Raw genomic sequence first — 25,721 nt, forward strand, 5'->3', positions numbered from 1 at the left:
TCGGCAGGATTTTAGCCGACCAACGGAATTCTGATTTCCACCTTCAAGCCGTCAGCCTGGAAATCGCGCTTGATCGTGCCGCGCAATTCGCGCGTGACATTGAGGTCGATCAGTTTGGTGCCGAATCCGGTCGCGGCCGGCGCCTCGACCTTCTTCTTTCCGGCCTCCCGCCAGTTCAGCGCCAGCGTCCGCTCGCGCCCGCGCCCTTCCAGCGACCAGTCCACCTTGAGAGCGCCGACGAAATTGCCGGCCTCGCCGTATTTCAGCGCATTGGTTGCCAGTTCGTGGAAGGTCAGGCCAAGCGCCTGCGTCGTGGTTTCGTCAAGCAGCACCTCTGGGCCTGACAGCAGCCCATCCGGCAGCTCCTTGCCGAACACCTGGCCGAGCTCGATGCGCAGCAGATCGGCAAGGTCGGCTTTCTGCCAGCGTGAGCGCGTCAACATGTCTTGCGAAGCGGCCATCGCCTGCAGCCTGGCCGAGAAGGAGGCGGAGAACTCGCTGACGTCGGTCGCCCGTGAGGCCGTCTGCCGCGCGATCGCCAGCACCCTGGTGATCGAGTTCTTGATGCGATGCTTCATCTCCTGCAGCATCAGGTCCTTTTCGAGCAGGCTCTTTTCCGTCGTTTCGTGCAAGGCCGACACCGCGTCATAGGCTCGCTCCTGATAGCGCGCCACCAGCGCAATGGCGCCGGCCAGGAGCAGGCCGAACAGCCCCAGCATTACGGGGATGGCGCGCGACGAGGGTTGCGAGAAGGCGCTGGTCGGTCTGAACAACACGGTCCAAGGGCGTCCCGCCACGGTCATCTTGCGGGTGACCAGCAGCCGGTCTCCCAGGGATGAAGCCGGTGGCGTCTCCGAGCGGAACAACAGATTGTCGCCGTTCACCGCTCCGTCATAAATCTCTGTGTTGACCGGCAGCAGCGGCGCACGGCTCAGCGCGATCTGGAACAGGTCCCGGGCCCGGAAGGCGGCATAGAGAAAGCCGGCGGTCGAGGACCGCGATGCGTTGATGACCTCCGGCGCCGTTTCGACGTTGAGCCGCACGAAGACCAGGAAGCCGGTGAAGGTCTGCGCGGCGCCCGTGCCCTGGCCGAGTTGCACCAGCCCGCTTGCGTGCTGCTGGTCGTCGGCCATCGCTTTTTCGATTGCCGCGCGCCGCACCGGCTCGCTGAACATGTCGTAACCGATGCTGGCCTGGCTGGACGGATCCAGCGGCTCGAAAAGCACTATCGGCGTGCGCCAGGGCTGCGTCGTATCCGGATAGACCGGGTGGCTGGCACCGAAATCGTGGAGAATGTCGCGTTCCACCGCTGCCTCGTCGCCAGTCTTGACCAGCCGCAGGAAGCCGATGCCGCGCAGGCCGGCGAAATTGTTGTCGACGTCCAGCGCCTTGAAGAAGGCCTTGAACTCGTTCTGGGAAATATCGCCGTTGCGCGCGTCGAACAGGGCCTGCATCGAGCGCAGCAGCGACAGATGCAGGTCGATGCGGCTCTCGATCCGGTTGAGGGCGTCATCGGCCGCCCCTTCGAACTTGATGCGGGCGGCTTCCTGCGTCGCGAAATAAGCGAATCCCGCCATGGTCATGCTGATCAATGCAACGGCAATGAACGCGACGATTGGAAAAAGCTTCTTCAACGGATGATGCGGTCCCTGAGCAAAACAGGACCTTTATGGGCAAGTCGCCGGGCCAACACAATGGTCAGGCCAAGCCATCGTGATCACTGGCATATCACGTGAACGGCAACGGGGCGTGTCCGATCAGCCTGGCCGGCCTGCGCCCGGCCTCAGGCGGCGATCTTCAGCGCACCCGGCCCTGGTATGGCACCTGGGGGACATTTGCCCAGGATGATCATGCCCAGCACCTCGTCCTGGGTGACATCCGTGGTGCGTGCCGTGCCGACGACCTGGCCGTTCTTCATCACGCAGACCCGGTCGGCCAGCTCGAACACGTCGTGGATGTCGTGGCTGATCAGGAAGATGCCGATGCCGTCGGACTTGAGCTGCCTGACCAGTTCGCCGACCTGCGCCGTTTCCTGAGGCCCGAGAGCCGCCGTCGGCTCGTCCATGATGAGGATACGGGCGTTGAACAGGATGGCGCGTGCGATCGCCACCGATTGCCGCTGTCCGCCCGACAGTTTGATCACCGGCTCCTTGAAGCGCTGGAAGCGGGGATTGAGCCGCCCCATCACCTTGCGCGCCTCGGCCTCCATGGCGACGTCGTCGAGCGTGCCCCAGGCGGTCATCAGCTCGCGGCCGAGGAACAGATTGGCGGCCGCATCGACATTGTCGGCCAGCGCCAGCGTCTGGTAGATCGTCTCGATGCCGTATTTCTTGGCGTCGCGCGGGTTGGAGATCGCTGCCTCCTCGCCATTGACGAAAATCTGGCCGGAGTCGCGCTTGTAGGCGCCGGACAGGATCTTGATCAGCGTCGACTTGCCGGCGCCGTTGTGGCCGAGCAGCGCCACGACCTCGCCGGGGAAAAGATCGATCGAGGCGTCGTCGACGGCGCGGATGCCGCCGAAGGCGATCGAGATGTTGCGCATATCGACCAGCGGCGTGCCCATGGGGGCGGTTGCGGGAGCGGTCTTGTCAGCCATGATCGTACCCCTAAACCCGCTTGCGATAGACTGTGTCGAGCCACACCGCGATGACCAGCACGGCGCCGACGACGATGCTCTGCAGCGGCGAGTCGACGCCGAGGAGCACCATGCCCGACTGCAGCGACTGCATCAGCAACGCGCCGAGCATGGCGCCGATGATCGTTCCCGAGCCGCCGGCGAGCGACGTGCCGCCGATGACGGCCGCGGCAATGACGAGCAGCTCGTCCAATGTGCCAAGCACATTGGTGGCCGAGTTCTGCCGTGCCGACGAAATGGCGGCTGCGATGGTGGCCAGCACGCCCATGATCATGAACACCTTCATGGTGATCCAGCGCGTGTTGATGCCGGCGAGGTTGGCCGCTTCCGGATTGCCGCCGATGGCAAAGACATAACGGCCGAAACGGGTGCGTTTGGTGATGAAGGTCATGACCAGACCGACGGCGACCGCCATCAGTACCGGTATGGCGATGCCGTGGGCGATGAACAGGCCGCCCTCGGGCACGATGATGTTGTTGGCGGCCGCGTAGCGCTTCACGATGCCGATCGGCCACGGATAGGAGTTGGCGAGCCACACCGCGCCCATGATGAGGGCGCAGGTGACGACGCCGAGCAGTGTCTCGGCCCAGATCGGCCGCAGCGGGAAGCGGAAGCGCTTGCGCTGCACCCGCCCGTTGAACAGCGCAAACACGACGGCCAGGCAGGCGACGATGCCCACGACCCAGCTCCAGGTGGCGCCGATCGATCCGGCCGGTCCGCCGCCCATCAGCTGGAAGGTGGCGTCGAGCGGTGCTACCGTCTGGCCTGACGTGACCCACCAGGCGGCACCGCGCCAGACCAGCAGGCCGCCCAGCGTGACGATGAAGGCCGGCACTTCGAGATAGGCGATCACGAAGCCCTGGAACGCGCCGATCAAAAGGCCGAGCGCCAGGCCGATGACCAGCGCCAGCACCCAGATCCACGGATTGCCGAGTTCAAGCCCCACGAACCGGACCAGGAAATGCACCTGGGCAAAGCCCATGACCATGCCGATCAAGCCCTCGGCGGAACCGACGGACAGGTCGATGTTGCGCATGACGATGACCAGCACCATGCCGCAGGCCATGATGGCGACCGCCGACGTCTGGACCGACAGGTTCCACAGGTTGCGCGGCGTGAGAAACGTGCGGCTGTCGAAATCGAGCGGATTGACGCCAAGACGCAGGCTCGAAATCACATGCAGCGCGATCCAGATCAGCAGCAGGGCGCCGATCATGCCCAGCATGCGGGTGTCGATCTCGGTCGCTTTCAGGAACCGGGCGACCGCGCCGAGTTCCGAGGCTCGCGCGGTGTCGGCCTGCAGGTCGGACGTCGTGTCGGTCATGATTTCCTCCAACCGGCTGGCCGTCTGACGCGGATGCCGAACCCAGCCTAGAAGCTATCCGCGCGACGCGGAAACACAAATCTTTTTGAGAAAACGCCGCGGCTTTGGGGCCGCGGCGCCTTCACTTCTGCAAGCGGTCAAACTCAGTTGCAGGCCGCGACTGTGCCGGCGGCGACGCCAGCGCAGACTTCGTCCTTCTTGATCCAGCCGGCGTCGATGACGAGGTTGAGATTGTCCTTGGTGATGGCGACCGGGGTCAGGAACAGCGACTTGACGGTGTTGCCGCCAGGCGTCGTGAAATCCTTCGCGCCGGCGATGTCGGTCATCTTCTTGCCGTCGGCGAGCTGCGAGGCGATCTCGGCGGCGTTCTTGCCGAGTTCACGCGCGTCCTTCCACACCGACACGGTCTGGGTGCCGAGCGCGATGCGGTTGAGCGCGGCGTGGTCGCCGTCCTGCCCAGAGACCGGCACGGTGCCGGCGAGCCCCTGCGCCGTCAGCGCCGCGACGACGCCGCCGGCGGTGCCGTCATTGGCCGCGACCACCGCGTCGACCTTGTTGTCGTTGGCCGTGAGGAACTGCTCCATGTTCTTCTGGGCGTTGGCGGGCAGCCAGCCGTCCGTATAGGCCTCGCCGACATTCTTGATCTTGCCGCTGTCGATGGCTTCCTTCAGCACTTCCATCGAGCCCGAGAACAGGAAGTCGGCGTTCGGGTCGGCGCCCGATCCCTTGATGAAGACGTAATTGCCTTCAGGCTTCACCTTGAACACCTCGCGGGCCTGCATGCGGCCGACTTCCTTGTTGTCGAAGGTCAGGTAGAAGACGTCCTTGTTCTCGATCAGGCGGTCATAGCCGACGACCGGAATGCCCTCGTCGAGCGCCTTCTGTACCGCCGGGCCGATGGCCGACGCATCCTGCGCCAGGATGATCAGCGAATTGGCGCCCTGCGAAATCAGGCTTTCGACATCGGTCAGCTGCTTGCCGGGATTGGACTGCGCATCGGCGGAAATGTACTTGTCGCCCGCGGCCTCGATCGCCTTCTTCATGGCGGCTTCGTCAGTCTTCCAGCGCTCTTCCTGGAAATTCGACCACGAAACGCCGATGACCTTGTCCTTCGCCTGCGCGACCGACGCCAGTGTCAGCGACATGGCGACACCCGCCAGAATGGCGACTGTGAATCTCTTCATGTTATCCTCCCTGCGCCGCGTATGGCGCGACCAAACTGGCCCGAAGGCCGGCACAGAGGCCCTATTTTTTCGAGCCCCGAAAAAATACTGGTCCATCGTCGGAACGCTGTCAACATCGATTCTGATGCATTTTGAGGTGCCGGGAACCTTTTTTCGAGTCCTGCAATAAATAAATGACAGCACCAGCCGCTTCTGCCAGTATTCGACGCGTTGCCGGAGGTGTCGAGGGGCGTCAGGAACCACGGCGACGGGGAGGATGTGGGAAAGCATGTCGGTCGGAATCCGTCACGACGATCTGCGCCGGCGCAACCGCGCAATGGTGATTGCAGCCGTGCGCCAAGGTGACCAGCCCTCGCGCACCGAGATCGCCGCGACCACGGCCCTCAGCCACTCGACCATATCGGCGATATCAGCCGACCTGATCGCAGAGGGTATCCTGACCGAAGGCAAGCCCAACGAGGCCGGCTCACTGAAACGCGGCCGGCCACAGGTCGGCCTTGGCCTCAACCCCGAGGCCGCGGCTGTGATGACCGTGGTGCTGTCGCTGAATTTCCTCTCTGTCGCCGTCATCGATTATGCCGGCCAGGTGGTCGCCGAGGAACAGCGCCGGCTGGACACGCTGACCATGTCGCGCGAGGCGCTGATCGGCGAATGCACGGCAATAGTACGACGTCGCCTCGAGGATCCCGATCTCGATGTCCGCAGTGTGGCCCGCATCGCGTTGGCGATCCAGGGCATCACCGACACCGAGGCGCGCGCCATGCTGTGGTCGCCGATCACGCCGCAGACGGACATAGCCTTCGCCGACATACTCGAAGCCGAATTCGGCATCCCCGCCACCGTGGAGAACGACTGCAACATGATGGCGGTGGCGCTGCGCCGGCGCGACCCCGAACGCTACCGCGACGACTTCATCGCCATCCTGCTCTCGCACGGCATCGGCATGGGCCTGGTGCTGAAGGGCGAGCTGTTCACCGGCACGCATTCGTCGGGTGGCGAGTTCGGCCACATGATTCATCGCCCGGGCGGCGCGCTCTGCCGCTGCGGGCGGCGCGGCTGCGTCGAGGCCTATGCCGGCAACTACGCCATCTGGCGTAACGCCAGGCAGCTTGGTGAGGACACCGAGCCGGTCGCCGATGTCAGCGACGCGCAAATGCGGACACTCGCGGCGACGGCAAGGGAGAAGGACGGACCGGAGCGCGAAGCCTATCGCAAGGCCGGCGAGGCGCTGGGCTATGGGCTGGGCAGCCTGTTCACGCTGATCGATCCCGCACCGGTCGCCATGGTCGGCGTCAGCGCCGCCGCCTTCGACTTGATCGAGCCGGCCTTGCGCGAGGCCATCGCCCAGACCGCCGGCGGCCAGCATTCGGAATCGATTTCCTTCGACACCGAGCCGAACGAGCTGCCGCTCATTCGCGAAGGCTGCGCCATGCGCGCACTGACTTTCGTCGACCAGGAGATTTTCGCGCCTGGTGTACAGGCAAGGGCGGGCGCGGGAAAGAACGTTGCCTGAGACCAAGATCGAACCCAATCACTCCGACGGGGCATGACATACTACCCGCCAGATTTCGGGCCTCCTGCTAGAGCATGATGTCGAAAAGTGTGAAGCGGTTTTCGGACGACATCATGCTCTATCTCTTTGATTTAGAAACGGATTCAGATTTCAGGTCGATTCGACCTAAAATCATCCGGCTCTAAGCCCCGTCGGCCGGCGGTGCGGTCCGCCGTGCGCCAGTACCCACAACCGGCGTTCAGGCCGGGTAGAGCGCCGCAGCCCAGCGGCAGAAGGTCTGCACCGCGTCATTGCGCCCCGCCCCGTCGGCCTGCACCATGTAATGCGCGCCACTTATGGGCACGCGGTGCGGCAAGGGCGCGACCAGTTGGCCGGAATCGAGAAACGGCCTGGCGAAACTCTCCAGAACGATCATGGCGCCGCCGCCCGTGGTCATCGCCCACAGCGCGAGCAGCGATGAATCGTAGCGGGCACGCTGCGGCGGGGCCGGGAGGGCGAGGCCGAAATGATCCGACAGGCGCTGCCACTCGGTCTCAAACCCGATCACATGGTGCAGGCAGGCAAAGGGGAAGTCGCGGATGTCCCGGCGCCCCGCCAACCAGGCGGTGTCGGCAGGATGGCAGACGACGATCGCGGATTCATGGGCCAGCAGTTGAACCGCACCCTCGGGCCAGTCGCCGTGCCCCCAGCGGATGTCGACATCGCTGTTGCCGGCTTCAAAACGATCGGACCAGACGAAGGTGGAGAGTTGGATGTCGATCTCTGGGTGGGCCTGCCGAAAATCGGCCAACCGGGGCGCAAGGATCAACGCCGCCCAAGTGATCGAGGCGCGCACCCGCACCACCCGCCGCGATGGGCGCGCGAAGAGACCGTCCGTCGCCCGCTGCAACTCGGCGAAGGACTGGCGCACCGGCTGGGCATAGGCCTGGCCGATATCCGTCAGCGCAACGCCGCGCGGCAGCCGCTCGAACAGCCGCGCGCCGACATGCTTTTCCAGCAGGCGGATATGCTGGCTGACGGCCGCTGCGGTCAGGTTCAGCTCAGCGGCCGCGGCGGTGAAACTGCCATACCGCGCCGCCGCCTCGAAGGCGAGCAGCCAGGTCGGGTGCGGTGTTTTCATGAGATCTTACCATCAATTAAAATGACCCCAATACCTGAAAAGATATTCTTTGTGTTGTCAATTTCCGAGCAATACCCTGCGCATGAACCACGGCCGGAAAAGAGCGACATCGATGTCAGACCGGAAGGAATGGAACCACGTCCCCGACAGCCTGCCCATTGAGATTGCGCCGGTCTGGCGCTGGCCGCTGAACCTCGCAGCGATCTTTCGCTGGTATGTCGGAAGCTGGCTGCCTGTCTCAATCAATCTCGTCATCGTGGGGCTGGCCTTCGCGGCTTATGCCTTGGCCAGCCCCACGCTTGCCCAGGCGAAGGAGCCAGGGCTATGGATCGGGGTGATCTGGCTACGAAACTTCGGCCTGACGGTAGTTGTAGCGCAGGGGCTGCATCTTGTTTTTCACCGCCACCAGTTGCAGGGCACCGACAAGAAGTTTGATCCGCGCCCCTACCCGCGCAAGGGGCGCGCCTTCAGTTTCGACAGCCAACTGGCCGACAACGTGTTCTGGTCGCTGGCTTCGGGCGTAACGATCTGGTCGGCATACGAGGCGCTGGTCTGGTGGGCGATGGCCAATGGCTATGCGCCGACTCTAACATGGTCCGGCCACCCGGTCTGGTTCGTCGGCCTCTTCCTGTTGATCCCGATCTGGGAGAGTTTCTACTTCTACTGGATTCACCGGCTGCTCCATACGAAGCTCCTTTACCGCATCCACGCGCTGCATCACCGCAATATTGATGTGGGGCCGTGGTCGGGCCTTGCGATGCACCCGGTTGAACACATTTTCTATTTCGGAACCGCGCTGGTCCATTTCGTTGTTCCGTCCAGCCCGGTGCATCTTATCTGCCACCTGATGTTCTATGGCCTTTACGCCATTACCACCCATACCGGGTTCGAAGGGCTCTGGCTGGCCGGGCGCAAGCGCGTCGACCTGGGCACCTTCCACCACCAGCTTCATCATCGCTACTTTGAGGTGAACTACGGCACGCTGGAAGTGCCATGGGACAAGTGGTTCGACACCTTCCACGATGGCACTGAATCGGCAAAGGCACGGATGAAGGCGCGTCTTGCCGCGCGGCGCCGGCTATAGGTCACGCCGGCGGAACGGGCACGTGATATAAGCCCTCAGGCAGGTTTACGCCGCAGACCGCCCTAGCCCCCGATCTCTTTACCGCAAGGCCGGCGAAACGCTCGGATACGGGCTTGGCAGCCTGTTCGCGCTGATCGATCCCGCACCGGTCGCCATGGTCGGCGTCAGCGCCGCCGCCTTCGACCTGATCGAGCCGGCGTTGCGCGAGGCCATCGCCCACACCGCCGGCGGCCAGCATTCGGAATCGATTTCCTTCGACACCGAGCCGAACGAGCTGCCGCTCATTCGCGAAGGCTGCGCCATGCGCGCATTGACTTTCGTCGACCAGGAGATTTTCGCGCTGAGCGTGCAAGTGAGAGGGAGTGCCGGGAAGAGCGTTGCCTGAAACCGTGCAACGCCTTGCAGTCCGGGAAACGCATGGCCGGACGCCAGGACTGCGCGTCCCAACTGCTTGACTGGGCGTCCCAAGCTATTGACGGCTTCGATGACAGTGACACCCATGCCGTGTGATCGGTGTGACGCCGACGTTGGGGGGAGTGGAAAGTTCGACACCGGTTCAGATGCGCAAACCCGACAGCACGCTCGACATGGCAACGGCACAGCGAGTTGAATGGCCATTTCCGCGAGGCGAGGCATGTTTCGCTGCACTCGCGCTGGCTGAGCGGCGCTTTAATCCTCGCGGATCGCGTAGCCCGCGCCGCGGATGGTGCGGATGACGTCCGGCATGCGGCCATTGTTGACCGCCTTGCGCAGCCGTCCGACATGCACGTCCACGGTGCGCTCGTCGATATAGATCGTCTCGCCCCAGACATTGTCGAGCAGCTGGCTGCGCGAGAACACCCGGCCGGGATGGCGCATCATGAACTCTAGCAACCGGAACTCGGTCGGGCCAAGCCGGATCTCGCTCTTCTTGCGATAGACCCGGTGCGATTCGCGGTCGAGCACGATGTCTCCGACCTTGAGCACGCTGGACAGCACTTCCGGCTTGGCGCGGCGTAGCAGCGCCTTGACCCGGGCCATGAATTCCGGCGTCGAGAACGGCTTGACCAGATAGTCGTCGGCACCGGTCGAAAGGCCGCGCACGCGGTCGCTCTCCTCGCCGCGTGCCGTCAGCATGATGATCGGCAGCCTCTCGGTCTCGGGCCGCATTCGCAGGCGCCGACAGAGCTCGATGCCGGAAACCGCCGGCACCATCCAGTCGAGCACCAGGAGGTCGGGCACGTTCTCCTGGAGGCGGATCTCGGCTTCGTCGCCGCGCGTCACCACCTCGACCTGGTACCCTTCCGATTCCAGATTGTAGCGCAGGAGCACACCGAGCGGCTCCTCGTCCTCCACCACCATGATGCGTGGCGCGATCATCGATTGATCATCCCTGCCGTCAAGCCGCCGGCACCGACATCGCCGTCTCGTCCTGCTTCGGACGATTGGCGGGCAGTTGCGTGCCAGTCAGCACATAGTACGCATTCTCGGCGATGTTGGTCACATGGTCGCCGATGCGTTCGAGGTTCTTGGCGCAGAACAAAAGATGCGTGCAAGCCGTGATGTTGCGCGGATCCTCCATCATGTAGGTCAGGAGTTCGCGGAACACCGAGGTGTATTTGACGTCGATGCGTTCGTCGTCGTTCCTGAGCTTGGCGAGTGCGGCGGCATCGCCGGCCGCATATTCCTCGACCACGCCCTGCACCTGGATCAGCACCAGCTGCGCCATGGAGTCGATCGAATGCGACAGGTCGCGCGGCGTGGCGGTGAGGCCGACGGAGCCGACGCGCTTGGCGATGTTCTTGGCAAGGTCGCCGATGCGCTCGAGATCGCCCGCCATGCGGATCGAGCCGACGACATGGCGCAGATCGTCGGCCATCGGCTGGCGCTTGGCGATCAGGGTGATGGCGCGGTCGTCGAGTTCGCGCTGGCGCGCGTCCATGATGGCGTCGTCGGAGACGACGCGCTGTGCCAGCGCGTTGTCCGAATTCAGCAGCGCCTTGGTGGCGCCACCGACCATCGTGCCGGCGAGATCGCCCATGTCGCTGATCAGCCTGCTGATCTGTCCGAGATCCTCGTCGAAGGCTGCGACTGTGTGTTCGGCCATGATCCTGGTCCTCGTATGCGTGATATCAGCCGAAGCGGCCGGTGATGTAGTCCTGCGTGCGCTTCTCGCGAGGCGACGTGAAGATCTTCTCGGTCTTGTCGAATTCGACCAGTTCGCCCAGATACATGAAAGCCGTCTGCTTCGAGACGCGCGCGGCCTGCTGCATGTTGTGGGTGACGATGACGATCGTGTAGTCGGCCTGCAACTCGTCGATCAGTTCCTCGATCTTGGCGGTGGACAATGGGTCGAGCGCCGAGGCCGGCTCGTCGAGCAGGATGACTTCCGGCTTCACCGCCACGGTGCGGGCGATGCAAAGCCGCTGCTGCTGGCCGCCCGACAGGCTGAGGCCGCTGGCGTTCAGCTTGTCCTTGACCTCGGTCCACAGTGCCGCGCGCTTCAGCGCCTGTTCGACACGGCCGTCCATCTCGGCCTTGCTGATCTTCTCATAGAGCCTGACGCCGAAGGCGATGTTCTCATAGATCGACATCGGGAATGGCGTCGGCTTCTGGAACACCATGCCGATCTTGGTGCGCAGCAGGTTGAGATCCTGCGAGCGGTCGAGAACGTTTTGGCCGTCGAGCAGCACCTGACCCTCGGCGGTCTGCTTGGGGTAGAGCTCGTAGATGCGGTTGAAGACGCGCAGCAGCGTCGACTTTCCGCAACCCGACGGTCCGATGAAGGCCGTCACGCTGCGCTCGGGCAGCGACAACGTGATGTCCTTCAGCGCCTTCGACTGGCCGTAGTAGAAATTGAGGTTCTTGACCTCGATCTTCGCCTTGGCGGCTGCCTCGGTGGCAATCGTCATGTCTGGAGACAACATCTGGCTCATTTGTCCTCTCTGCGTCCGGTCAGGCTGCGCGCAAAGATGCTGAGCGCGAGAACCGTCAATGTGATTATGAGTGCGCCGGTCCAGGCCAGCTGCTGCCATTCCTCATAGGGGCTGAGAGCGAACTGGAAGATGGTGACCGGCAGGCTGGCCATCGGCGCGTTGAGATTGCTCGACCAGAACTGGTTGTTCAGCGCGGTGAAGAGCAGCGGCGCCGTCTCGCCGGAGATGCGGGCGATCGACAGCAATATGCCGGTGACGATGCCGGAAAGTGCGGCACGGTAAGCCACTGATTTGATGACCACCCAGCGCGGCGCGCCGATCGCGGTGCCGGCTTCGCGCAAGGCGTTCGGCACCAGGTTGAGCATGTCCTCGGTGGTGCGCACGACCACAGGGATGACCAGGATGGCCAGCGCGACGGCGCCGGCGATCGCCGAGAAATGCCCCATCGGCCGCACCATCAATTCGTAGACGAACAGGCCGATGATGATCGACGGCGCCGACAGCAGGATGTCGTTGATGAAGCGCACCACGGTGGTGAGTTTCGAGAAGCGGCCGTATTCGGCCATGTAGGTGCCGGCCAGAACACCGATTGGCGTGCCGACGATAACGGCGATGACCGTCATCACCACGCTGCCATAGATAGCGTTCAGCAGGCCGCCGGCATCGCCGGGCGGCGGCGTCATCTGCGTGAACACATCAAGCGAGAGCCCGGCCGCGCCTTTGTAGATCAACGCGCCGAGGATCAGTGCCAGCCAGGCAAGCCCGATGCCCGCGGCGGCGACGCACAGCGTCATCATCACCGAGTTTCTGGCCTTGCGGCGGCTGTGAAGCGACGAGGCTGTCGACATCGGTCAGGCTCCGGTGCGGGCGTCGATGCGCATCAGCATGTAGCGTGCGATCGCAAGGATGAGGAAGGTGATGACGAACAGGATCAGGCCGAGCGCCACCAGCGAGGACGTGTAGAGGTCGCCAACGGCTTCGGTGAATTCATTGGCGATGGTCGCGGAGATTGTCGTTGCCGGCGCGAACAGCGAGGTCGAGATGCGGTGCGCGTTGCCGATCACGAACGTCACCGCCATGGTTTCGCCAAGCGCGCGGCCAAGGCCGAGCATGACGCCGCCCATGATGCCGATGCGGGTGTAAGGGATGACGACGCGACGTGTCACTTCCCAGGTCGTGCAGCCAATGCCGTAGGCGGACTCCTTCAGCACCGGCGGCACCGTGTCGAACACGTCCTTGGTGATCGAAGTGATGAAGGGCAGCACCATGATGGCGAGGATCAGCGACGAGGTCAGCAGGCCGATGCCGTAGGGCGGACCGGCAAACAGGCTGCCAAGGCCGGGAATGCCATGGAAAACGCTGATGATGAAGGGCTGCACTGTCGTCTGCAGGAACGGCGCCAGGACGAACAGGCCCCAGATACCATAGATGATCGAAGGAATGCCGGCCAGCAATTCCACCGCCATGCCGATTGGGCGCCGAAGGGGGCGCGGGCAAAGCTCGGTGAGAAAAATGGCAATGCCGATGCCGAGCGGCACGGCGATCAGGATGGCGATGGCCGATGTGACAATGGTCCCATAGATAGGCGCCAGGGCGCCGAATTTTTCCGTCACCGGGTTCCAGCTCTCGCTGGTCAGAAACGAGAAGCCGAAGGTCGACAGTGCCTGCCAGGAACCGGCAAACAACGAGATGGCAACGCCGCCAAGCAGCACCAGCACGAGAATGGCGGCGGCGCGGGTCAGCCCATGGAAGATCGAATCGGTTAACGCGAAACGTCTGACGATGGCGTCGCGCGAGCCCTTGATGGCTGGCAAGGCTTCCTGGACAGCACTCATGTCAAGCTCGGCTCTTTGTGTTGAGAAAAAGGAGCGCCGCGTGAAGCGGCGCTCCTTCGGGTGATGTTACTCGCCTGCGTAGACCGGCTTGCCGTCGGCCTGGATGTCGGCCTTCCACGAAGCCTTGATCAGGTCGACGACGCTGTCGGGGATCGACACGTAGTCGAGCGCCTTGGCGGTTTCCTTGCCGTCCTTATAGGCCCAGGCAAAGAACTTCAGCGCTTCGCCGGTGGCGGCGGCATCGCTCGGAGTCTTGTGGATCAGAACCCAGGTGGAAGCCGCGATCGGCCAGGTGGTGTCGCCAGGCTCGTTGGTGATGATGACGTTGAAGTTCTTCGCGCCCTTGAAGTCGGCATTCGAAGCGGCGGCGCCGAAGGATTCGAGCGACGGCTCGACGACCTTGCCGGCTGCATTCAGCATCTTGGAGTAGGAGAGGTTGTTCTGCTTGGCATAGGCGTACTCGACGTAGCCGATGCCGCCGTCGGTCTGCTTGACGGTGTTGGCAACGCCTTCGCTGCCCTTGGCGCCGACGCCGGTGGGCCATTCCACGGCAGTGTCCGAACCAACCTTGTCCTTCCAGTCGGGCGAGAGCTTCACCAGGTAGTCGGTGAAGTTGAAGGTGGTGCCCGAGCCGTCCGAACGATGCACGACGGCGATCGCGGTCGACGGCAGGGTGAGCGAGGGGTTCAGCGCCTTGATCGCGGCGTCGTCCCAGGTGGTGATCTTGCCCATGTAGATGTCGGCCAGCGCCTTGCCGTCAAGCACCAGTTCGCCCGGCTTGATGCCGGTGAGGTTGACGATCGGCACGATGCCGCCCATCACCATCGGGAACTGCACGAGGCCGTTCTTTTGGAGGTCGGCGTCGGACATCGGCTTGTCGGTGGCGCCGAAGGTCACGGTCTTGGCGATGACCTGCTTGATGCCGCCGCCGGAACCGATCGACTGATAGTTGAGGCCGATGCCGGTGTCCTTCTTGTAGGTGTCGGCCCACTTGGCGAACACCGGATAGATGAAAGTGGAACCGGCGCCGGAAAGGTCAGCTGCCATTGCCGCGGAAAGGGTGATGGTGGACGCCGCAGCCATTGCAATCGCAACGGCCGCCGAGCGGATGAAATGTCTCATGTGGCCTGCTCCTGTTCGGAAGATGGTCTCTCGGCGCCATTTCCTCCGGCGCCCGCTGAGGCCAATAGCCTTCGATTATAACAGTCGCATGACAGTTTCATGTCAGCCCGGTAACGCGTCGCCCGGACCGAGAAAGGCGCCGATGTCGGGCGCCCGCGGCGCGGTCCGGCTTTACCGCCGGAATCAGGGGCTTGAGCCGTCCGACGGCTGGAATGACCCGGGATTCGACCGGGCGTTCCCAAGTGAAAAAAATCCGGACGGGAGCGCGTTGCTCGCAGCCAGAGCGTGTCATGGCCGGGCCATCGCCAAAAACAGGTCCGTTGGGGTAGAGTGACGCTGTTTCTTGCAGGCGGTCGCTGCTCCCGCCCGTAACCGAGAAGGGCGGAATTCGATTTTGCTATTGTCCCGGCTCGGCATCGCCTTGGATATGGTGCGATCGCACCATATCCATTGCACGCAGGGGTGGCAGCAAATCCGCAGCTGATTCCCTCGATTTTGTCTCGCCGGATCCTGCAATCCCGGCGACGCGGGTGCTAGCCCGCGTTGCGATGGACCTGACGGCCGGCGCCGACCCAGCGCTCGACCTTCTCGAGCAGAGCCCTGGGGCTGATCGGCTTGGGCAGATAGTCGTCCATGCCCGCCTCCAGGCAGCGTTCGCGGTCGCCCTTGAGCGCATGCGCGGTGACGCCGACGATCGGCACATGCGTGCCGGTCTCCTGCTCCAGCAGGCGGATCGCGGCCGTCGCTTCGAGACCGCTCATCTCCGGCATGGAGACGTCCATAAGGATCATGCACGGATTGAGCGTGCCGAAGGCGTCGAGCGCCTTGCGGCCATTGGCGACGATCTCGAAGCGGTAGCCGGTCTCGCCGAGGATCTGGGTGAAGACCATCTGGTTCACCTCATTGTCCTCGGCCACGAGAATATCCAGCCTTTGCCCGCCGCCGGAGGCAGGCAGCCTGGGACGAACCGGCGGCGGCTGCAGCTGCGCACGCTGCTCGGCTATCGCCAGAGGGGCCCGCGGGGCAATCTCGAGCGCCTCGCCCGCTGGCGGCTGAACGGTGTGGCCGCTGGTGGCGTGGCGATGGCGCTGAATGGTCGCGACCAAGGTTTCCAGGAGCGCCGAGGAGCGTGCCGGCTTGATCAGCTGCGCGTCGATGCCAAGATCGCGGTAGCTGGTGTTGGCAAGCGACTGGTCGACCGAGGTCAGCATGATGATCGGCGTATCCGCGAGGCCCTCGGTGTCGCGCACGATGCGCGCCATTTCGGCGCCGCTCATTTCAGGCATCTGATAGTCGAGCACGACGCAATCGACCGCCACGCCATAGGCCGCCGCGGCGATCAGCACCTTGAGGCCTTCTGCACCGCTTTCGGCCGCGCAGGAATCGAACGTCCACGAGGTCATCTGCTCGGTCAGGATGGCGCGGTTGACGGCATTGTCGTCGACGATCAGCACGCGTGCGCCCGTCACGTCCACCGGCGTGATGCGCTGTCCGTTCTGTTGCCCGGCCCCAGGCAGCGTCACTGTGAACCAGAAGGTCGACCCCTTGCCTTCGGCGCTCTCGACGCCGATGTCGCCACCCATCAGGTCGACCAGCCGCGAGGTGATGGCAAGGCCAAGCCCGGTGCCCTCGTGGCGCCGTGTCGACGACGTGTCGACCTGGCTGAATTTCTCGAACACCAGTTTCAGTTTTTCCTCGGGGATGCCGATGCCGGTATCGGTGACAGAGATCGTCAGCCTGGTTCCGGTCGGAACCCGTTCGCCGGTCACATCGACCAGCACGTGGCCTTCTTCTGTGAACTTCACCGCATTGCCGAGCAGGTTGGTGACGATTTGCCGGATCCGGCCGACATCGCCGATGAACAGGCTTTCGAGCCGCGGCTCGATGCGCACGATGAGCTCGAGATCCTTTTCCTTGGCCCGTGTCGACACCAGCGTCGCCACGTCCTCGATCGCCTCGGCGAGATTGAAAGGCGCCGGGTCGAGCACCAACTGGCCGGCATCGATCTTGGAGAAATCCAGGATGTCGTTGATGATGGTCAGGAGCGCATTGCCCGATTTGACGATGATGTCGGTGAATGTCTTCTGCTTCGGGTCGAGATTGGATTTGGCCAGGAGTTCAGCCATGCCCAGCACGCCGTTCATCGGCGTGCGGATCTCGTGGCTCATATTGGCGAGGAATTCCGACTTGGCGCGGTCGGCGAGCACGGCGCGCTGACGCGCCTCGCTGAGCTCCGCCTCGCGCTGCTTGAGCTCCGTGATGTCCGTGGTCGAACCGATCAGGTAGAGCGAACCGTCGGAGGCGATCATAGCGCCCTTGCGGGCGAACTGATGCCTGACGCTGCCGTCGGGAAGGCGCACCGTCTCCTCGATCTCCTGGGTCTCGCCGGTACGCAGCACGGCGAGATCGCTGGCTACGAAGGCCTCGCCATCCGGCCCGAAGATTTCGACGTCGGTCTTGCCGATCGCCTCCTGCTTGCTGAAGCCGGTGAGGTCGCACCAGCCCTTGTTGACATAGAACTGCCTGAGATCGGAGCGCTTGGCGTAGATCGACACCGGTACATTGTCGATCAGGCTGCGGAACACCTCGTTCTCGCGCATGCTCTCTTCCAGAGCTTGCTCGCGTGCCTTGACGTCGGTGATGTCGGTGCTGGAGCCGACCAGATGCACCGATCCGTCCGTGGCCACCAGACGGCTCTTGCGCGTCATCAACTGCCGCACGGTTCCGTCACGATGGGTGACGGGCTCCTCGACCTCACGCACACTGCCGTTCGTCACGACATCGGTGTCGTCCTGGCTGAAGCCCTCTGCTTCCTCGCCGCTGAACAACTGGCGGTCGGTCCGGCCGATGACATCATCCTTGGCGAGACCGGTCAGCGCGCACCAGGCCTTGTTGACGAATTCGATGCTCAGGTCCTGCGCCTTGATGAAGGCGGCTACCGGCAACTCGTCCATGACATGCCGGAAGAGATCGATCTGGCGCATCGAGTGATGAAGCGCAGCCTCGCGACTCTTCAGGTCGGTGATGTCGACGCGCACGCCGATGAACGTGCCGTCATCGGTGCGCATGTCATAGACCTGGTACCAGCGTCCATCCGAATTGAGGCGCTCATAGGAGGAATTCGGCAGACGGTAACGGGCCAGGATGCCGTCAAGCCAGCGTTCGGAATCGACTTCGTACAGGCTGTCGATCCCAGGATCGCCGCTCGAACGGAAATAGCCGACCGAATGGCCGAACTCCAGCGCTTCGCGGATAGTGCGGCCGGGCTGCCAGAAGGGCTTCAGCGCCGGCAGCGTATTCTGCAGCCTGTGGTTGGCGAAGACGAAGTTGTCGTCCCGATCGTAGATGATAACGCCGGCCGGCAGCGATTCCAGCACGTTGGCGAGATGCTTCCGCGCTTCCTGCGCTTCGGTCTCGCGCCGCTTCATGTCGGAGATATCGAAGAGAAAGCCGGCTACATAGTCGCGGCCGCTTGCCATGCGGACGCGGTTCTTCCTGACGATGCGCGAACGGCTGGCGCCGCCCGCCTCGAAGTTTTCCTCCACTTCATATTGCCGCCCGCTGGCCAGCACCTCACGTTCGCTGCTTTCGAACAACGCGACGTCGGCCGGCCCGAGGAAATCGCCCCCCGGTTTGCCAAGCATGGCTTGCGGCGCCTGCTTGAACAGCGCCGCGAAGGCCTCGTTGACGAAGACGAAGCGCAAATTGTCGTCCTTGACGAAGATCGGATCCTCGACGGCGTTGATCACGGTCTCCGCCAGCCGCGCCTTTTCCAGCGCTTCGGCAAGTTCGGCCTCGCGGTCCTTCATGTCGGTGACATCGACATAGCAAATGAGCAGCTTGCCGCCGGCCAGCGGCGCCATCGACGCGATCAGCGTCCCCCCGTCTTTGCGCGGGAACTGCCACGATCCGGCGGTGCCGGCTCTGATTTCGGCCTCGCGCTCGGCGACATGCCGCTGCCATGTCGCGTCGTCCGAACCATAGGGGTCGGTGTCGCGGCTCGCGTCCATCAGATCGCGGAAGCTGCAGCCGGTCTCGGCGTCCTGGGCGTCGATCTGCCAGAAATCGTAGAAGGCGCGGTTGATGACCTCGACACGCATGGCGGCATCGAGGACGAGAACGCCGATCGGCATCTGATCGACCATGGTGCGGAGATTGGCAAACGTCTCGGCGATCTTGGCGTTGGCGTTCTCGATTTCGGCGTCACGGCGCTTGACTTCGGTGACCTCATAGTAGGTCAGCAGGCGTTTGCCTCCCGACAGAGCGGTGACGGAGAACATCATGGTCCGCCCGTCGGCGCGGACAAACTCCCGAGGTGCGACGGTACCGGCCCTGATCTCCTCGACGCGGGTGGCGAGGTAGCGCCGCCATTGCTCTTCGTCGATGTCGCCATAGATGCCATTGCGGCGGTTGAGTTCCATCAACAGACTGAACGGAGCGCCGACGGTCACGGCCCCATCCGGAATCCCGGAGAGATCGCGATAAGCCTTGTTGACGATCAGCGTGTCGAGCCTGGCATCCAGAAGCACGACGCCCATATGCATGGCATCCATCGTCCGCTCGAGATCGCCAAGATGCTGGACGGACTCGCCGTCAGCTGGCGGTTCCATGGCCTCGAAGGCGCTGGCCAGCGCGGTGACGTTGCGGCCTATGCCGCGATAGCCGGCGAATTTTCCGTCGCTGTCGAAACGCGGGAAGCCTGACGTCAGCACCCAGCGGCAGTCGGGGCGGCCACCCTTCAGTTCGTAGACGAAGTCGCGGAACGGCCGGTGCGCCTGCAAATCCTCCAGATGCGCTGCCGCGCTGCGGTTGCCCTTCAGGACCTGATTGAGAAAATCGAAGCGGAACCGGCCAAGCACATCAGCCGGATCGATACCCGTCGCTGCCTGGTAGTCTTGTGAAAGCCAGGAAAAGCGAAGTTCCGCGTCGGTTTCCCAGGTCCAGTCCGAAGCCGCTTCGACGAGCTGGCGAAGCGCGCCGGCGCAATCCATGTCGACGCCGGACGATCCATCGCCGCCAAGCGCGGCTGCCTTGCCGGGCTCGCGCTTGTCGCGCGCGCCGATTGCTTCGTCCGATTCCGCCATGCTGTCCCCACCCCGAAAATCAAGGCCGAACCCTCCCTCCGCGGTTCGTCGGCGGAATGTGCCGCAGAAGCATTAACGATCCGCTAACCTTAACGGCCCAACCGGCCGGTTCCTGCTGCGTTATTCCGTCCGGTTGTGGCGCGCAGCGAGGCCGCGCTATAAGCATGTGCAGGGGTGTTGCTAATGTATGGACGGATTGTGCCTTTCTTGCTGGGCGTGGCGCTGCTTTTCAGCGGTGGCTGCTCGCGCAGCTATGACGGCACGGTCATTATCCCGCGGCCGCTCGACGCCCGGCGGATCTGGGACCGGCCGCCGCCCAATGTCGATTACCAGCCTCAGGTGGACAATGGCGCCTTTCCGGGACCATCCCAGCCACCCGGGCGGGTTTTCGAGCGCAAGGCCCAGAAAGCTGCGCCGCATAGACGGCATCCGACCAGGGCGCCGCCGCCGCCGCCTCCCCCGTCATCGGGTCCCGAAAAACAACTCGCATGCAGGAACGTGAGCGCACCCGGCCAAAGGGTTCGCATGGTCTGCGACTAGGACGGCTTTGCATTTGACAGGATCGCCGAACCGCTCCAGCGGACAGCGTCCTACAGCGATGCCGCGCCCTTCCTCGGTTCCTTGGCCCCCAGTCTGTCGAGCGCAAGCCGAACCTGGCGCAGATCGTCCTGCCAGCCGTCGTCGTCGCCCATCGGGCCCTCCGTCGCCGCCCGCTGCAGCCCGCGCGCCTCGGATTCGATCTTGCGCAATTCGGCGATCTTCTGGTCGGAAGTCAGGGAGCCGTCTTCGACGATCTCCAGTATCCTCATTTCCCTGAACGTGGCCATGGCGTTCCTCCTGCCTGATACCGACCACAACGCCGGGAGCAGGTCCCTGTTCCAGCCGGATCTTGGTTCCAGCGGACACGCGGCAGGCTCATCGGAGACGGCTACGCGCTCGAAAACGCCTGTGGTCATTCAGCCGGAAAGAAGGCGGGACCGACCACACGCACGGTCCGCTTGCCGGCCCGATCGACTGCGGCTGGGCGGCACCCGGAGCCTCGATATCGGATTCTGGAATTGCCGCGACGCTGCCGAGGTCCGGCTTTGCCTGAGGCAAAGGGATGATGGCATTGGTCATGTTCGTGGGCGTCACGTCCTGGCCGTCAGTTCGGCAACCCGCTGATAATAACGCTTGACGTCACAGGCCTTGAAATTGGCATCGTCACGATACCGGAAAGCTGCCGGCAACTCGGTGTATGGTTTGCGCGTGTCGAGCGCCACCATGCTGTCGGTTTCCTGGCTGATATCGCTCAGCGTGTAGAGATCGACCGCGGGATCGTCGCAGATGTAACGGCATTGATCGGCCATTTCCTTGAGATCGCCGCTGCCGGCGAATTGCGACTTTGGCGCGGGGAAGAAATACCCATCCGAAAGGCGGACGCAAAACAGCATCGCATTGCCGCTGGTCGTGGCCCCGGCCGCCGCCGTCGCGGATTGGCCTTCGGCGCCGGGCGCTCCTGCTTTGCCCCCGACGGACAGCCGAGCGCTGCGAACCGCGCCTGCGGGCCGGAATTGTCACGCCCGGAATTGGACGCAGCCGCAATCTGGCGCTGCACCTCCGTCCGGTTTCGAGCCAGGTCGGCGCAGGCGTTGAAGAAGCTGCCCGCGGCACTTTGCGCGGTACACTTGCGCTGCCTCTCCAGGCCCTGAATTGCCGCGAGCTGGCGACGAAGCTAAGCCAGTGCCGGGCTCGCGCCTCCGCCGCGGCCAGCGGACAGCAACTGATTTCTGATCGCACCACAACTGTCCGCGTAGGAAGATGTTGTGCCGAACCCAAACGCAACGATCGATACCAGCGCGATCATCATGAAAAGACAGAAACGGGTCATCTGAATGCCACGATCCTTGTTGCCGATAGTCCAGAACAACGCTCTTTCGACCTGGATAAACTACAGCTAAATGAGCTATATATGATATTATAAGAATTCTGTCCGAGAAGAGCTTCATCTAGTGCAATATAATCCTGCCTATAAATTCGACATTACATTTTTATTTCAAGATTGAGACGAATCGGAAAACAACGGAGACAGACCTGCGGCCGTCGGCAGACCGATGCGTCGAGCCATGCGATCAATCAGGCGTTACCGGTGTCTGGCCTTGAAACCTTTGCCCGCGTTGCTGCGTTGAAGCGCGAAGGAGAACGCAGATGTCGATCCACTTCACGGTATCGGAACTGACGAGAAATCTTTTTCATTCTCTCGGGCTGGATCACGAACGTGCCCCGCGGCCGCTCAATCCCGAGCAAAACCTGTTGCTTGAGTGCTATCTGGCCGGGCAGATTCCGGAATCGGCCTGGAGCGACTATGTCTTCGAGACTCCGGACCTGGCACGGCATGCCGAAGTACGGCGGCTGAGCCGTTGATCCGGCGATCGGGGGAAAGACGTTCGACCCCGCTCTCCGATTCAGACGAACCAGCCAGGCTGCACGCTCATGCCCACTCCATGGCAGGCTTTTTTGGGTGTGCCGCTACTGTTTGGGCGAAACGAATTGCTGCGTGAACACGTTGCCGGCAATTCCTTGCGACAGTTCCGGCGATAAACTCAGCGGCGTGCAATTCTTCACCGCAGTTATTGCCGCATCGATGAACGACTGACGCGCCTTGTCGTCGCCGGCCACCTTGACGGCGGTTGGTCGCGGCTGTCCGATCAGAGTACCGTCGCGCTTGAAACTGAAGCTCAGGGTTACAGTCGAATTCCCGGCGTCGCCAGGCGGCGTCCAGCACGACTGGATCGCGGCCCCGACATCGTCCATGGTGTTGAGCGTTGCGGCAACCGATGTGCATACGACACCTGCCGCCAACAGCACACCCGCAATCACCAGCTTTGCAATGCCTTTCATCGCAAGCCTCATCGTCACGACCAGCCGGCAATCCGCGTCGGACTGCCGGAATCGATGGTAGGGCCGATCGAGGCGATGGCAATATCCCTTGCCAAAAAGTTGTTCGGAGAGAGCCGAGCGCGAAGCCGCCGGGGCGCCTGGCCGTGGCCGATGCGAGCCAATGCCGAAAGCAAAAAGGCCGGCACTGAGCCGACCTTTCCTTTCCGCCTCGACGGTTGCGCCAGTACATCCGTGGTCGCGGGCCGAAAGCGAATTGTCTCCAGTAGACAGGCTATTGGTAAACCGAACCTTAACGTGCCTGCCGTCCCAACGCACCAAGCAGGAAGCGATAGCCGCGAAGATCGCCTCTTTGCGGTAGGACGGCCTACGCGACGGCTCTGAACTCGGCTTCCGGCATCGTCCCAAGCCCGGCACACTCCGCGCACACCAAGGTCTTTCCGGGACAACCACTTTGATGCGTCCCATGCGGGCAGCAATGCCCTTTTGATGCATGCCATCTGGAGCAATCGAAAACCTTGCCGCCGCCATGGCAGTGCGCGCATATCGTCTTCACGGAAGTCATTCCAAACTCTACCCGAACCCAAAATCCGCGTTGCCGCGAAAGCTACCCCCCGCACGCAAGTATCAGAGATCGCAGTGCTTTCAAGCGCCGCGGCCTGACTTAAATTGGGTGGATTCGGGCATGGGAAATTCCCGGACTCGCGCCGGGCATTGCGCGCTCTTTGGACGTATGCAGAGCCCATGCGGGACTGGTCCGAAATCGTTGGATTGTCTGGAGATCAACGACCGCGCCGTTGCTTGGTACGCCCAAGGGGAATCGAACCCCTGTTCCCGCCGTGAGAGGGCGGTGTCCTGACCGCTAGACGATGGGCGCGTTCAAGAACCGGCGATATAGGCTGACGGCCAGGAAAAAGCAACTGGGGTTCAGCGGCTTTACCGCATCGAGTAAAAAGCTGTCCTCCGCGTTACCGCCTGGGCTCGATCAGGTCCCAGAGATTGCCATGGAGATCGGCGAAAACGGCCACGGTACCATAGGGTTCGAAACGCGGCGCCTCGCGGAATTCGACGCCTTTGTCCAGCATGGCGGCATGGTCGCGGGCAAAGTCGTCGGTTTCGAGGAAGAGGAAGACCCGGCCGCCGGTCTGGTTGCCGATGCTATTCCTCTGCCTCTCGTCGGACGCCTCGGCGAGCAGCAGCCTGGCGCCCTGCCCGTTGGTCGGCGCGACGATCACCCAGCGCTTGCCGCCGCCGAGATCGACATCCTCGAGCAGCAGAAAGCCCAACCGCCCGACATACCATGCGATCGCTTCGTCATAGTCGGCGACGACCAGCGTCACGGTCGCGACACGGCGATGTTCGGCGAATCCGGTCATGTCTGCGGCAAGCTCGTTTGCGGCATTGCTGCCTGCCTATTTGTTGCGGATTGCAAAACGGCCGATCAGGCGGCGCTCGGCAATATCATAGACGAAGATCGCACGGCTGCCGTCGGCAAGCTCGGCATCGACAGAGAGACGATCGCCCGACAAGGACTGGCTGACCACCCTGGCGCCCACCGGCAGCACGATATCGCCGCTGGCCGGCTCGCCAGCCGGCGTCTGGACGTCGCCGGACAGCGGCGGGTTGGCCGATGGCGCCTTGCGGGCTTTGTAGACAAGGGCGCCGATCACCACCATAAGAGCAACAAACAAGAGGCCGAGATTGATGACCATGAAGCGGATGAGCTTGCCGCGCAGCTTGTCGACCTCGGGGTCAAGCGGCTTTTCCTGGTCTTCGTCGGCATCGGGCCGGGCCATGGCAAATATTCCGGAATGGTTTTTCGATGAGCGCTCATAGCGAAGAGGACCCTGAATTGATAGAGGCCGCGCCCACCTTGCTGGTCGCGGGCGCGGATGCGGCGGGCCAACGCCTGGACCAGTGGCTGGCAGCCGCCCTTGGCCCGGACATGTCACGCAGTCGGGTACAGATGCTGATCAGGCAAGGCGCCGTCGTCATCGACGGCAAGCCGGTCGACGAAACCAAACGCAAGATGAGCTCGGGCGAAAATGTGTCGGTCGCTATGCCGGAACCGGAACCGGCGCAGCCGCGGGGCGAGAACATAGCGCTCGACGTGCTCTACGAAGACGACGAGTTGATCGTCATCAACAAGCCGGCGGGGCTTGTCGTGCACCCCGGCGCCGGCAACTGGACCGGCACCCTGGTCAATGCGCTGATCCACCATTGCGGCGACAGCCTGTCGGGCATTGGCGGGGTGCGCCGGCCGGGCATCGTCCACCGCCTCGACAAGGAGACCAGCGGCGTAATGGTGGTCGCCAAGACCGACCGCGCCCACAAGGCCCTGTCGGAAGCCTTTGCCGACCACGGCCTGACGGGCGACCTCGAACGCGCCTATCTGGCGCTGGTCTGGGGCATACCGCAGAGGCCGACCGGAACGATCGATGCGCCGCTTGGCCGCGCCGCCGACCGGGTGCGCCGCGCTGTCGTGCCGGAAGGCCGCGACGACGCGCGCCACGCCGTCACCCGCTTTGCCGTGCAGGAGCGTTTCGGCGAGGATCAGCGGGAATTCGCCACCGCAAGCCTCGTCGAATGCCGACTGGAAACCGGCCGCACCCACCAGATCCGCGTTCACATGGCCCATATCGGCCATCCCGTCATCGGCGACCCCGATTACGGCCTGGCATTCCGCACCAAGGCCAATCGGCTGCCGGAGCCCTTGAAAAGTCAGGTCAAGGCATTTTCCCGGCAAGCTTTGCATGCCTGGCTCCTTGCATTTCGGCATCCCACTACCCATCTAACGATGAGGTTCGAGGCACCGATGCCGAGGGATATGGAGAAACTCGTCGACGGCTTCAGCAAACTCTGAACCGACCATCAAAAAACCTGACTGTCATTGTTCACTTCAGCGTGACACACTGTTTCGTGTTGAACAAATGCCTGTCTTTTCTGGTTTTGTTCCTGTATAGGATCTGTTGTCGCGGGCGAGCCTTTTGGTGCTCGCGTCACATGCCCGCCGCGTTTCGGGGGCATC

The 25,721-nt window shown here is 63.2% G+C and carries 21 protein-coding genes, 1 tRNA gene and 1 pseudogene; 5 read left to right on the forward strand and 18 right to left on the reverse strand.

Going from position 1 to position 25,721, the window contains the following annotated elements; all coding sequences use genetic code 11:
- Positions 1 to 11: 11 nt before the first annotated feature.
- From LB536_RS09495 to xylF, 4 genes are all read right to left on the reverse strand, one after another.
- Positions 12 to 1,634: a CHASE domain-containing protein gene (locus tag LB536_RS09495; protein ID WP_224591359.1), complete on the reverse strand. Its 1,623-nt coding sequence runs from the start codon at positions 1,632 to 1,634 to the stop codon at positions 12 to 14.
- A 149-nt stretch (positions 1,635 to 1,783) separates the two neighbouring features.
- Positions 1,784 to 2,596: an ATP-binding cassette domain-containing protein gene (locus LB536_RS09500; protein WP_140809641.1), complete on the reverse strand. Its 813-nt coding sequence runs from the start codon at positions 2,594 to 2,596 to the stop codon at positions 1,784 to 1,786.
- Positions 2,597 to 2,606: 10 nt separating this feature from the next.
- Positions 2,607 to 3,959 (reverse strand): sugar ABC transporter permease, encoded by a 1,353-nt coding sequence (locus LB536_RS09505; protein ID WP_224591361.1) that lies wholly within the window; start codon positions 3,957 to 3,959, stop codon positions 2,607 to 2,609.
- 143 nt (positions 3,960 to 4,102) lie between these two features.
- Positions 4,103 to 5,143: a D-xylose ABC transporter substrate-binding protein gene (gene xylF, locus LB536_RS09510; RefSeq protein WP_140754535.1), complete on the reverse strand. Its 1,041-nt coding sequence runs from the start codon at positions 5,141 to 5,143 to the stop codon at positions 4,103 to 4,105.
- A gap of 268 nt (positions 5,144 to 5,411) precedes the next feature.
- Here xylF and LB536_RS09515 point away from each other — a divergent pair, with 268 nt between their 5' ends.
- The gene (locus LB536_RS09515) at positions 5,412 to 6,656 is read left to right on the forward strand and encodes an ROK family protein (RefSeq protein WP_224591364.1); all 1,245 of its coding nucleotides are present in this window, start codon (positions 5,412 to 5,414) and stop codon (positions 6,654 to 6,656) included.
- Between the two features lie 238 nt (positions 6,657 to 6,894).
- Here LB536_RS09515 and LB536_RS09520 read toward each other — a convergent pair whose 3' ends face one another.
- Positions 6,895 to 7,776 (reverse strand): LysR family transcriptional regulator, encoded by an 882-nt coding sequence (locus tag LB536_RS09520; protein WP_224591366.1) that lies wholly within the window; start codon positions 7,774 to 7,776, stop codon positions 6,895 to 6,897.
- Positions 7,777 to 7,888: 112 nt separating this feature from the next.
- On the opposite strand from LB536_RS09520, the gene LB536_RS09525 reads away from it, so the two are divergent.
- Both LB536_RS09525 and LB536_RS09530 read left to right on the forward strand, forming a co-directional pair.
- Positions 7,889 to 8,860 (forward strand): sterol desaturase family protein, encoded by a 972-nt coding sequence (locus tag LB536_RS09525; protein ID WP_224591368.1) that lies wholly within the window; start codon positions 7,889 to 7,891, stop codon positions 8,858 to 8,860.
- A 52-nt stretch (positions 8,861 to 8,912) separates the two neighbouring features.
- Positions 8,913 to 9,245, forward strand: a pseudogene (locus tag LB536_RS09530) (sugar kinase); the annotation flags it as partial.
- A gap of 284 nt (positions 9,246 to 9,529) precedes the next feature.
- Here LB536_RS09530 and phoB read toward each other — a convergent pair.
- The 9 genes from phoB to LB536_RS09575 form a co-directional block, all read right to left on the reverse strand.
- The gene (phoB, locus tag LB536_RS09535; protein WP_010911896.1) at positions 9,530 to 10,219 is read right to left on the reverse strand and encodes a phosphate regulon transcriptional regulator PhoB; all 690 of its coding nucleotides are present in this window, start codon (positions 10,217 to 10,219) and stop codon (positions 9,530 to 9,532) included.
- Between the two features lie 19 nt (positions 10,220 to 10,238).
- Positions 10,239 to 10,946 (reverse strand): phosphate signaling complex protein PhoU, encoded by a 708-nt coding sequence (gene phoU / locus LB536_RS09540; protein ID WP_015315387.1) that lies wholly within the window; start codon positions 10,944 to 10,946, stop codon positions 10,239 to 10,241.
- A 25-nt stretch (positions 10,947 to 10,971) separates the two neighbouring features.
- The gene (gene pstB, locus LB536_RS09545) at positions 10,972 to 11,775 is read right to left on the reverse strand and encodes a phosphate ABC transporter ATP-binding protein PstB (RefSeq protein WP_140809650.1); all 804 of its coding nucleotides are present in this window, start codon (positions 11,773 to 11,775) and stop codon (positions 10,972 to 10,974) included.
- A complete protein-coding gene (gene pstA, locus LB536_RS09550; protein ID WP_140809652.1) occupies positions 11,772 to 12,623 on the reverse strand; it encodes a phosphate ABC transporter permease PstA in 852 nt (283 codons plus the stop codon). The genes pstB and pstA overlap by 4 nt, the downstream gene beginning before the upstream one ends.
- Before the next feature lie 3 nt (positions 12,624 to 12,626).
- Positions 12,627 to 13,610, reverse strand: coding sequence for a phosphate ABC transporter permease subunit PstC (gene pstC, locus LB536_RS09555; protein WP_140754549.1), 984 nt, complete (start codon positions 13,608 to 13,610; stop codon positions 12,627 to 12,629).
- A 66-nt stretch (positions 13,611 to 13,676) separates the two neighbouring features.
- Positions 13,677 to 14,732, reverse strand: coding sequence for a phosphate ABC transporter substrate-binding protein PstS (pstS, locus tag LB536_RS09560; RefSeq protein ID WP_140754551.1), 1,056 nt, complete (start codon positions 14,730 to 14,732; stop codon positions 13,677 to 13,679).
- Positions 14,733 to 15,265: 533 nt separating this feature from the next.
- On the reverse strand, positions 15,266 to 19,816 hold the full coding sequence (locus LB536_RS09565) for a PAS domain-containing protein (protein WP_224591377.1): 4,551 nt from the start codon (positions 19,814 to 19,816) through the stop codon (positions 15,266 to 15,268).
- A gap of 590 nt (positions 19,817 to 20,406) precedes the next feature.
- A complete protein-coding gene (locus tag LB536_RS09570; protein ID WP_140754557.1) occupies positions 20,407 to 20,643 on the reverse strand; it encodes a hypothetical protein in 237 nt (78 codons plus the stop codon).
- A 303-nt stretch (positions 20,644 to 20,946) separates the two neighbouring features.
- A complete protein-coding gene (locus LB536_RS09575; RefSeq protein WP_224591379.1) occupies positions 20,947 to 21,249 on the reverse strand; it encodes a DUF2865 domain-containing protein in 303 nt (100 codons plus the stop codon).
- Between the two features lie 754 nt (positions 21,250 to 22,003).
- On the opposite strand from LB536_RS09575, the gene LB536_RS09580 reads away from it, so the two are divergent.
- Entirely contained in the window at positions 22,004 to 22,219 is a 216-nt protein-coding gene (locus LB536_RS09580; protein WP_224591381.1) for a hypothetical protein, read from the forward strand.
- A gap of 105 nt (positions 22,220 to 22,324) precedes the next feature.
- Here the strand turns inward: LB536_RS09580 and LB536_RS09585 are convergent, their stop codons facing one another.
- From LB536_RS09585 to LB536_RS09600, 4 genes are all read right to left on the reverse strand, one after another.
- Positions 22,325 to 22,696 (reverse strand): hypothetical protein, encoded by a 372-nt coding sequence (locus tag LB536_RS09585; protein WP_224591383.1) that lies wholly within the window; start codon positions 22,694 to 22,696, stop codon positions 22,325 to 22,327.
- A gap of 799 nt (positions 22,697 to 23,495) precedes the next feature.
- Positions 23,496 to 23,570 (reverse strand) — tRNA-Glu (locus LB536_RS09590).
- 91 nt (positions 23,571 to 23,661) lie between these two features.
- Entirely contained in the window at positions 23,662 to 24,069 is a 408-nt protein-coding gene (locus LB536_RS09595; protein ID WP_224591385.1) for a VOC family protein, read from the reverse strand.
- Between the two features lie 36 nt (positions 24,070 to 24,105).
- The gene (locus LB536_RS09600) at positions 24,106 to 24,489 is read right to left on the reverse strand and encodes a fimbrial protein (protein ID WP_224591387.1); all 384 of its coding nucleotides are present in this window, start codon (positions 24,487 to 24,489) and stop codon (positions 24,106 to 24,108) included.
- 26 nt (positions 24,490 to 24,515) lie between these two features.
- Between LB536_RS09600 and LB536_RS09605 the strand changes: the two genes are divergently transcribed.
- Entirely contained in the window at positions 24,516 to 25,556 is a 1,041-nt protein-coding gene (locus LB536_RS09605) for an RluA family pseudouridine synthase (RefSeq protein WP_224591389.1), read from the forward strand.
- The last annotated feature ends 165 nt before the right edge of the window (positions 25,557 to 25,721 follow it).

It is taken from the genome of Mesorhizobium sp. ES1-3 (assembly GCF_020164795.1).
In the GTDB taxonomy this organism is placed as follows: Bacteria; Pseudomonadota; Alphaproteobacteria; order Rhizobiales; family Rhizobiaceae; genus Mesorhizobium.

Excerpts from the sequence above, each read along its gene's own strand:
- phoB (WP_010911896.1), bottom strand. The coding sequence starts at position 10,219 with ATGATCGCGCCACGCATCATGGTGGTGGAGGACGAGGAGCCGCTCGGT.
- pstB (WP_140809650.1), bottom strand. The coding sequence starts at position 11,775 with ATGAGCCAGATGTTGTCTCCAGACATGACGATTGCCACCGAGGCAGCC.
- LB536_RS09595 (WP_224591385.1), bottom strand. The coding sequence starts at position 24,069 with ATGACCGGATTCGCCGAACATCGCCGTGTCGCGACCGTGACGCTGGTC.
- LB536_RS09605 (WP_224591389.1), top strand. The coding sequence starts at position 24,516 with ATGAGCGCTCATAGCGAAGAGGACCCTGAATTGATAGAGGCCGCGCCC.
- LB536_RS09520 (WP_224591366.1), bottom strand. The coding sequence starts at position 7,776 with ATGAAAACACCGCACCCGACCTGGCTGCTCGCCTTCGAGGCGGCGGCG.
- LB536_RS09505 (WP_224591361.1), bottom strand. The coding sequence starts at position 3,959 with ATGACCGACACGACGTCCGACCTGCAGGCCGACACCGCGCGAGCCTCG.
- LB536_RS09585 (WP_224591383.1), bottom strand. The coding sequence starts at position 22,696 with ATGAAAGGCATTGCAAAGCTGGTGATTGCGGGTGTGCTGTTGGCGGCA.
- xylF (WP_140754535.1), bottom strand. The coding sequence starts at position 5,143 with ATGAAGAGATTCACAGTCGCCATTCTGGCGGGTGTCGCCATGTCGCTG.
- LB536_RS09580 (WP_224591381.1), top strand. The coding sequence starts at position 22,004 with ATGTCGATCCACTTCACGGTATCGGAACTGACGAGAAATCTTTTTCAT.
- pstC (WP_140754549.1), bottom strand. The coding sequence starts at position 13,610 with ATGAGTGCTGTCCAGGAAGCCTTGCCAGCCATCAAGGGCTCGCGCGAC.
- LB536_RS09600 (WP_224591387.1), bottom strand. The coding sequence starts at position 24,489 with ATGGCCCGGCCCGATGCCGACGAAGACCAGGAAAAGCCGCTTGACCCC.
- LB536_RS09570 (WP_140754557.1), bottom strand. The coding sequence starts at position 20,643 with ATGGCCACGTTCAGGGAAATGAGGATACTGGAGATCGTCGAAGACGGC.
- LB536_RS09515 (WP_224591364.1), top strand. The coding sequence starts at position 5,412 with ATGTCGGTCGGAATCCGTCACGACGATCTGCGCCGGCGCAACCGCGCA.
- pstS (WP_140754551.1), bottom strand. The coding sequence starts at position 14,732 with ATGAGACATTTCATCCGCTCGGCGGCCGTTGCGATTGCAATGGCTGCG.
- LB536_RS09575 (WP_224591379.1), bottom strand. The coding sequence starts at position 21,249 with ATGCTGTTTTGCGTCCGCCTTTCGGATGGGTATTTCTTCCCCGCGCCA.
- phoU (WP_015315387.1), bottom strand. The coding sequence starts at position 10,946 with ATGGCCGAACACACAGTCGCAGCCTTCGACGAGGATCTCGGACAGATC.
- LB536_RS09525 (WP_224591368.1), top strand. The coding sequence starts at position 7,889 with ATGTCAGACCGGAAGGAATGGAACCACGTCCCCGACAGCCTGCCCATT.
- pstA (WP_140809652.1), bottom strand. The coding sequence starts at position 12,623 with ATGTCGACAGCCTCGTCGCTTCACAGCCGCCGCAAGGCCAGAAACTCG.
- LB536_RS09565 (WP_224591377.1), bottom strand. The coding sequence starts at position 19,816 with ATGGCGGAATCGGACGAAGCAATCGGCGCGCGCGACAAGCGCGAGCCC.
- LB536_RS09500 (WP_140809641.1), bottom strand. The coding sequence starts at position 2,596 with ATGGCTGACAAGACCGCTCCCGCAACCGCCCCCATGGGCACGCCGCTG.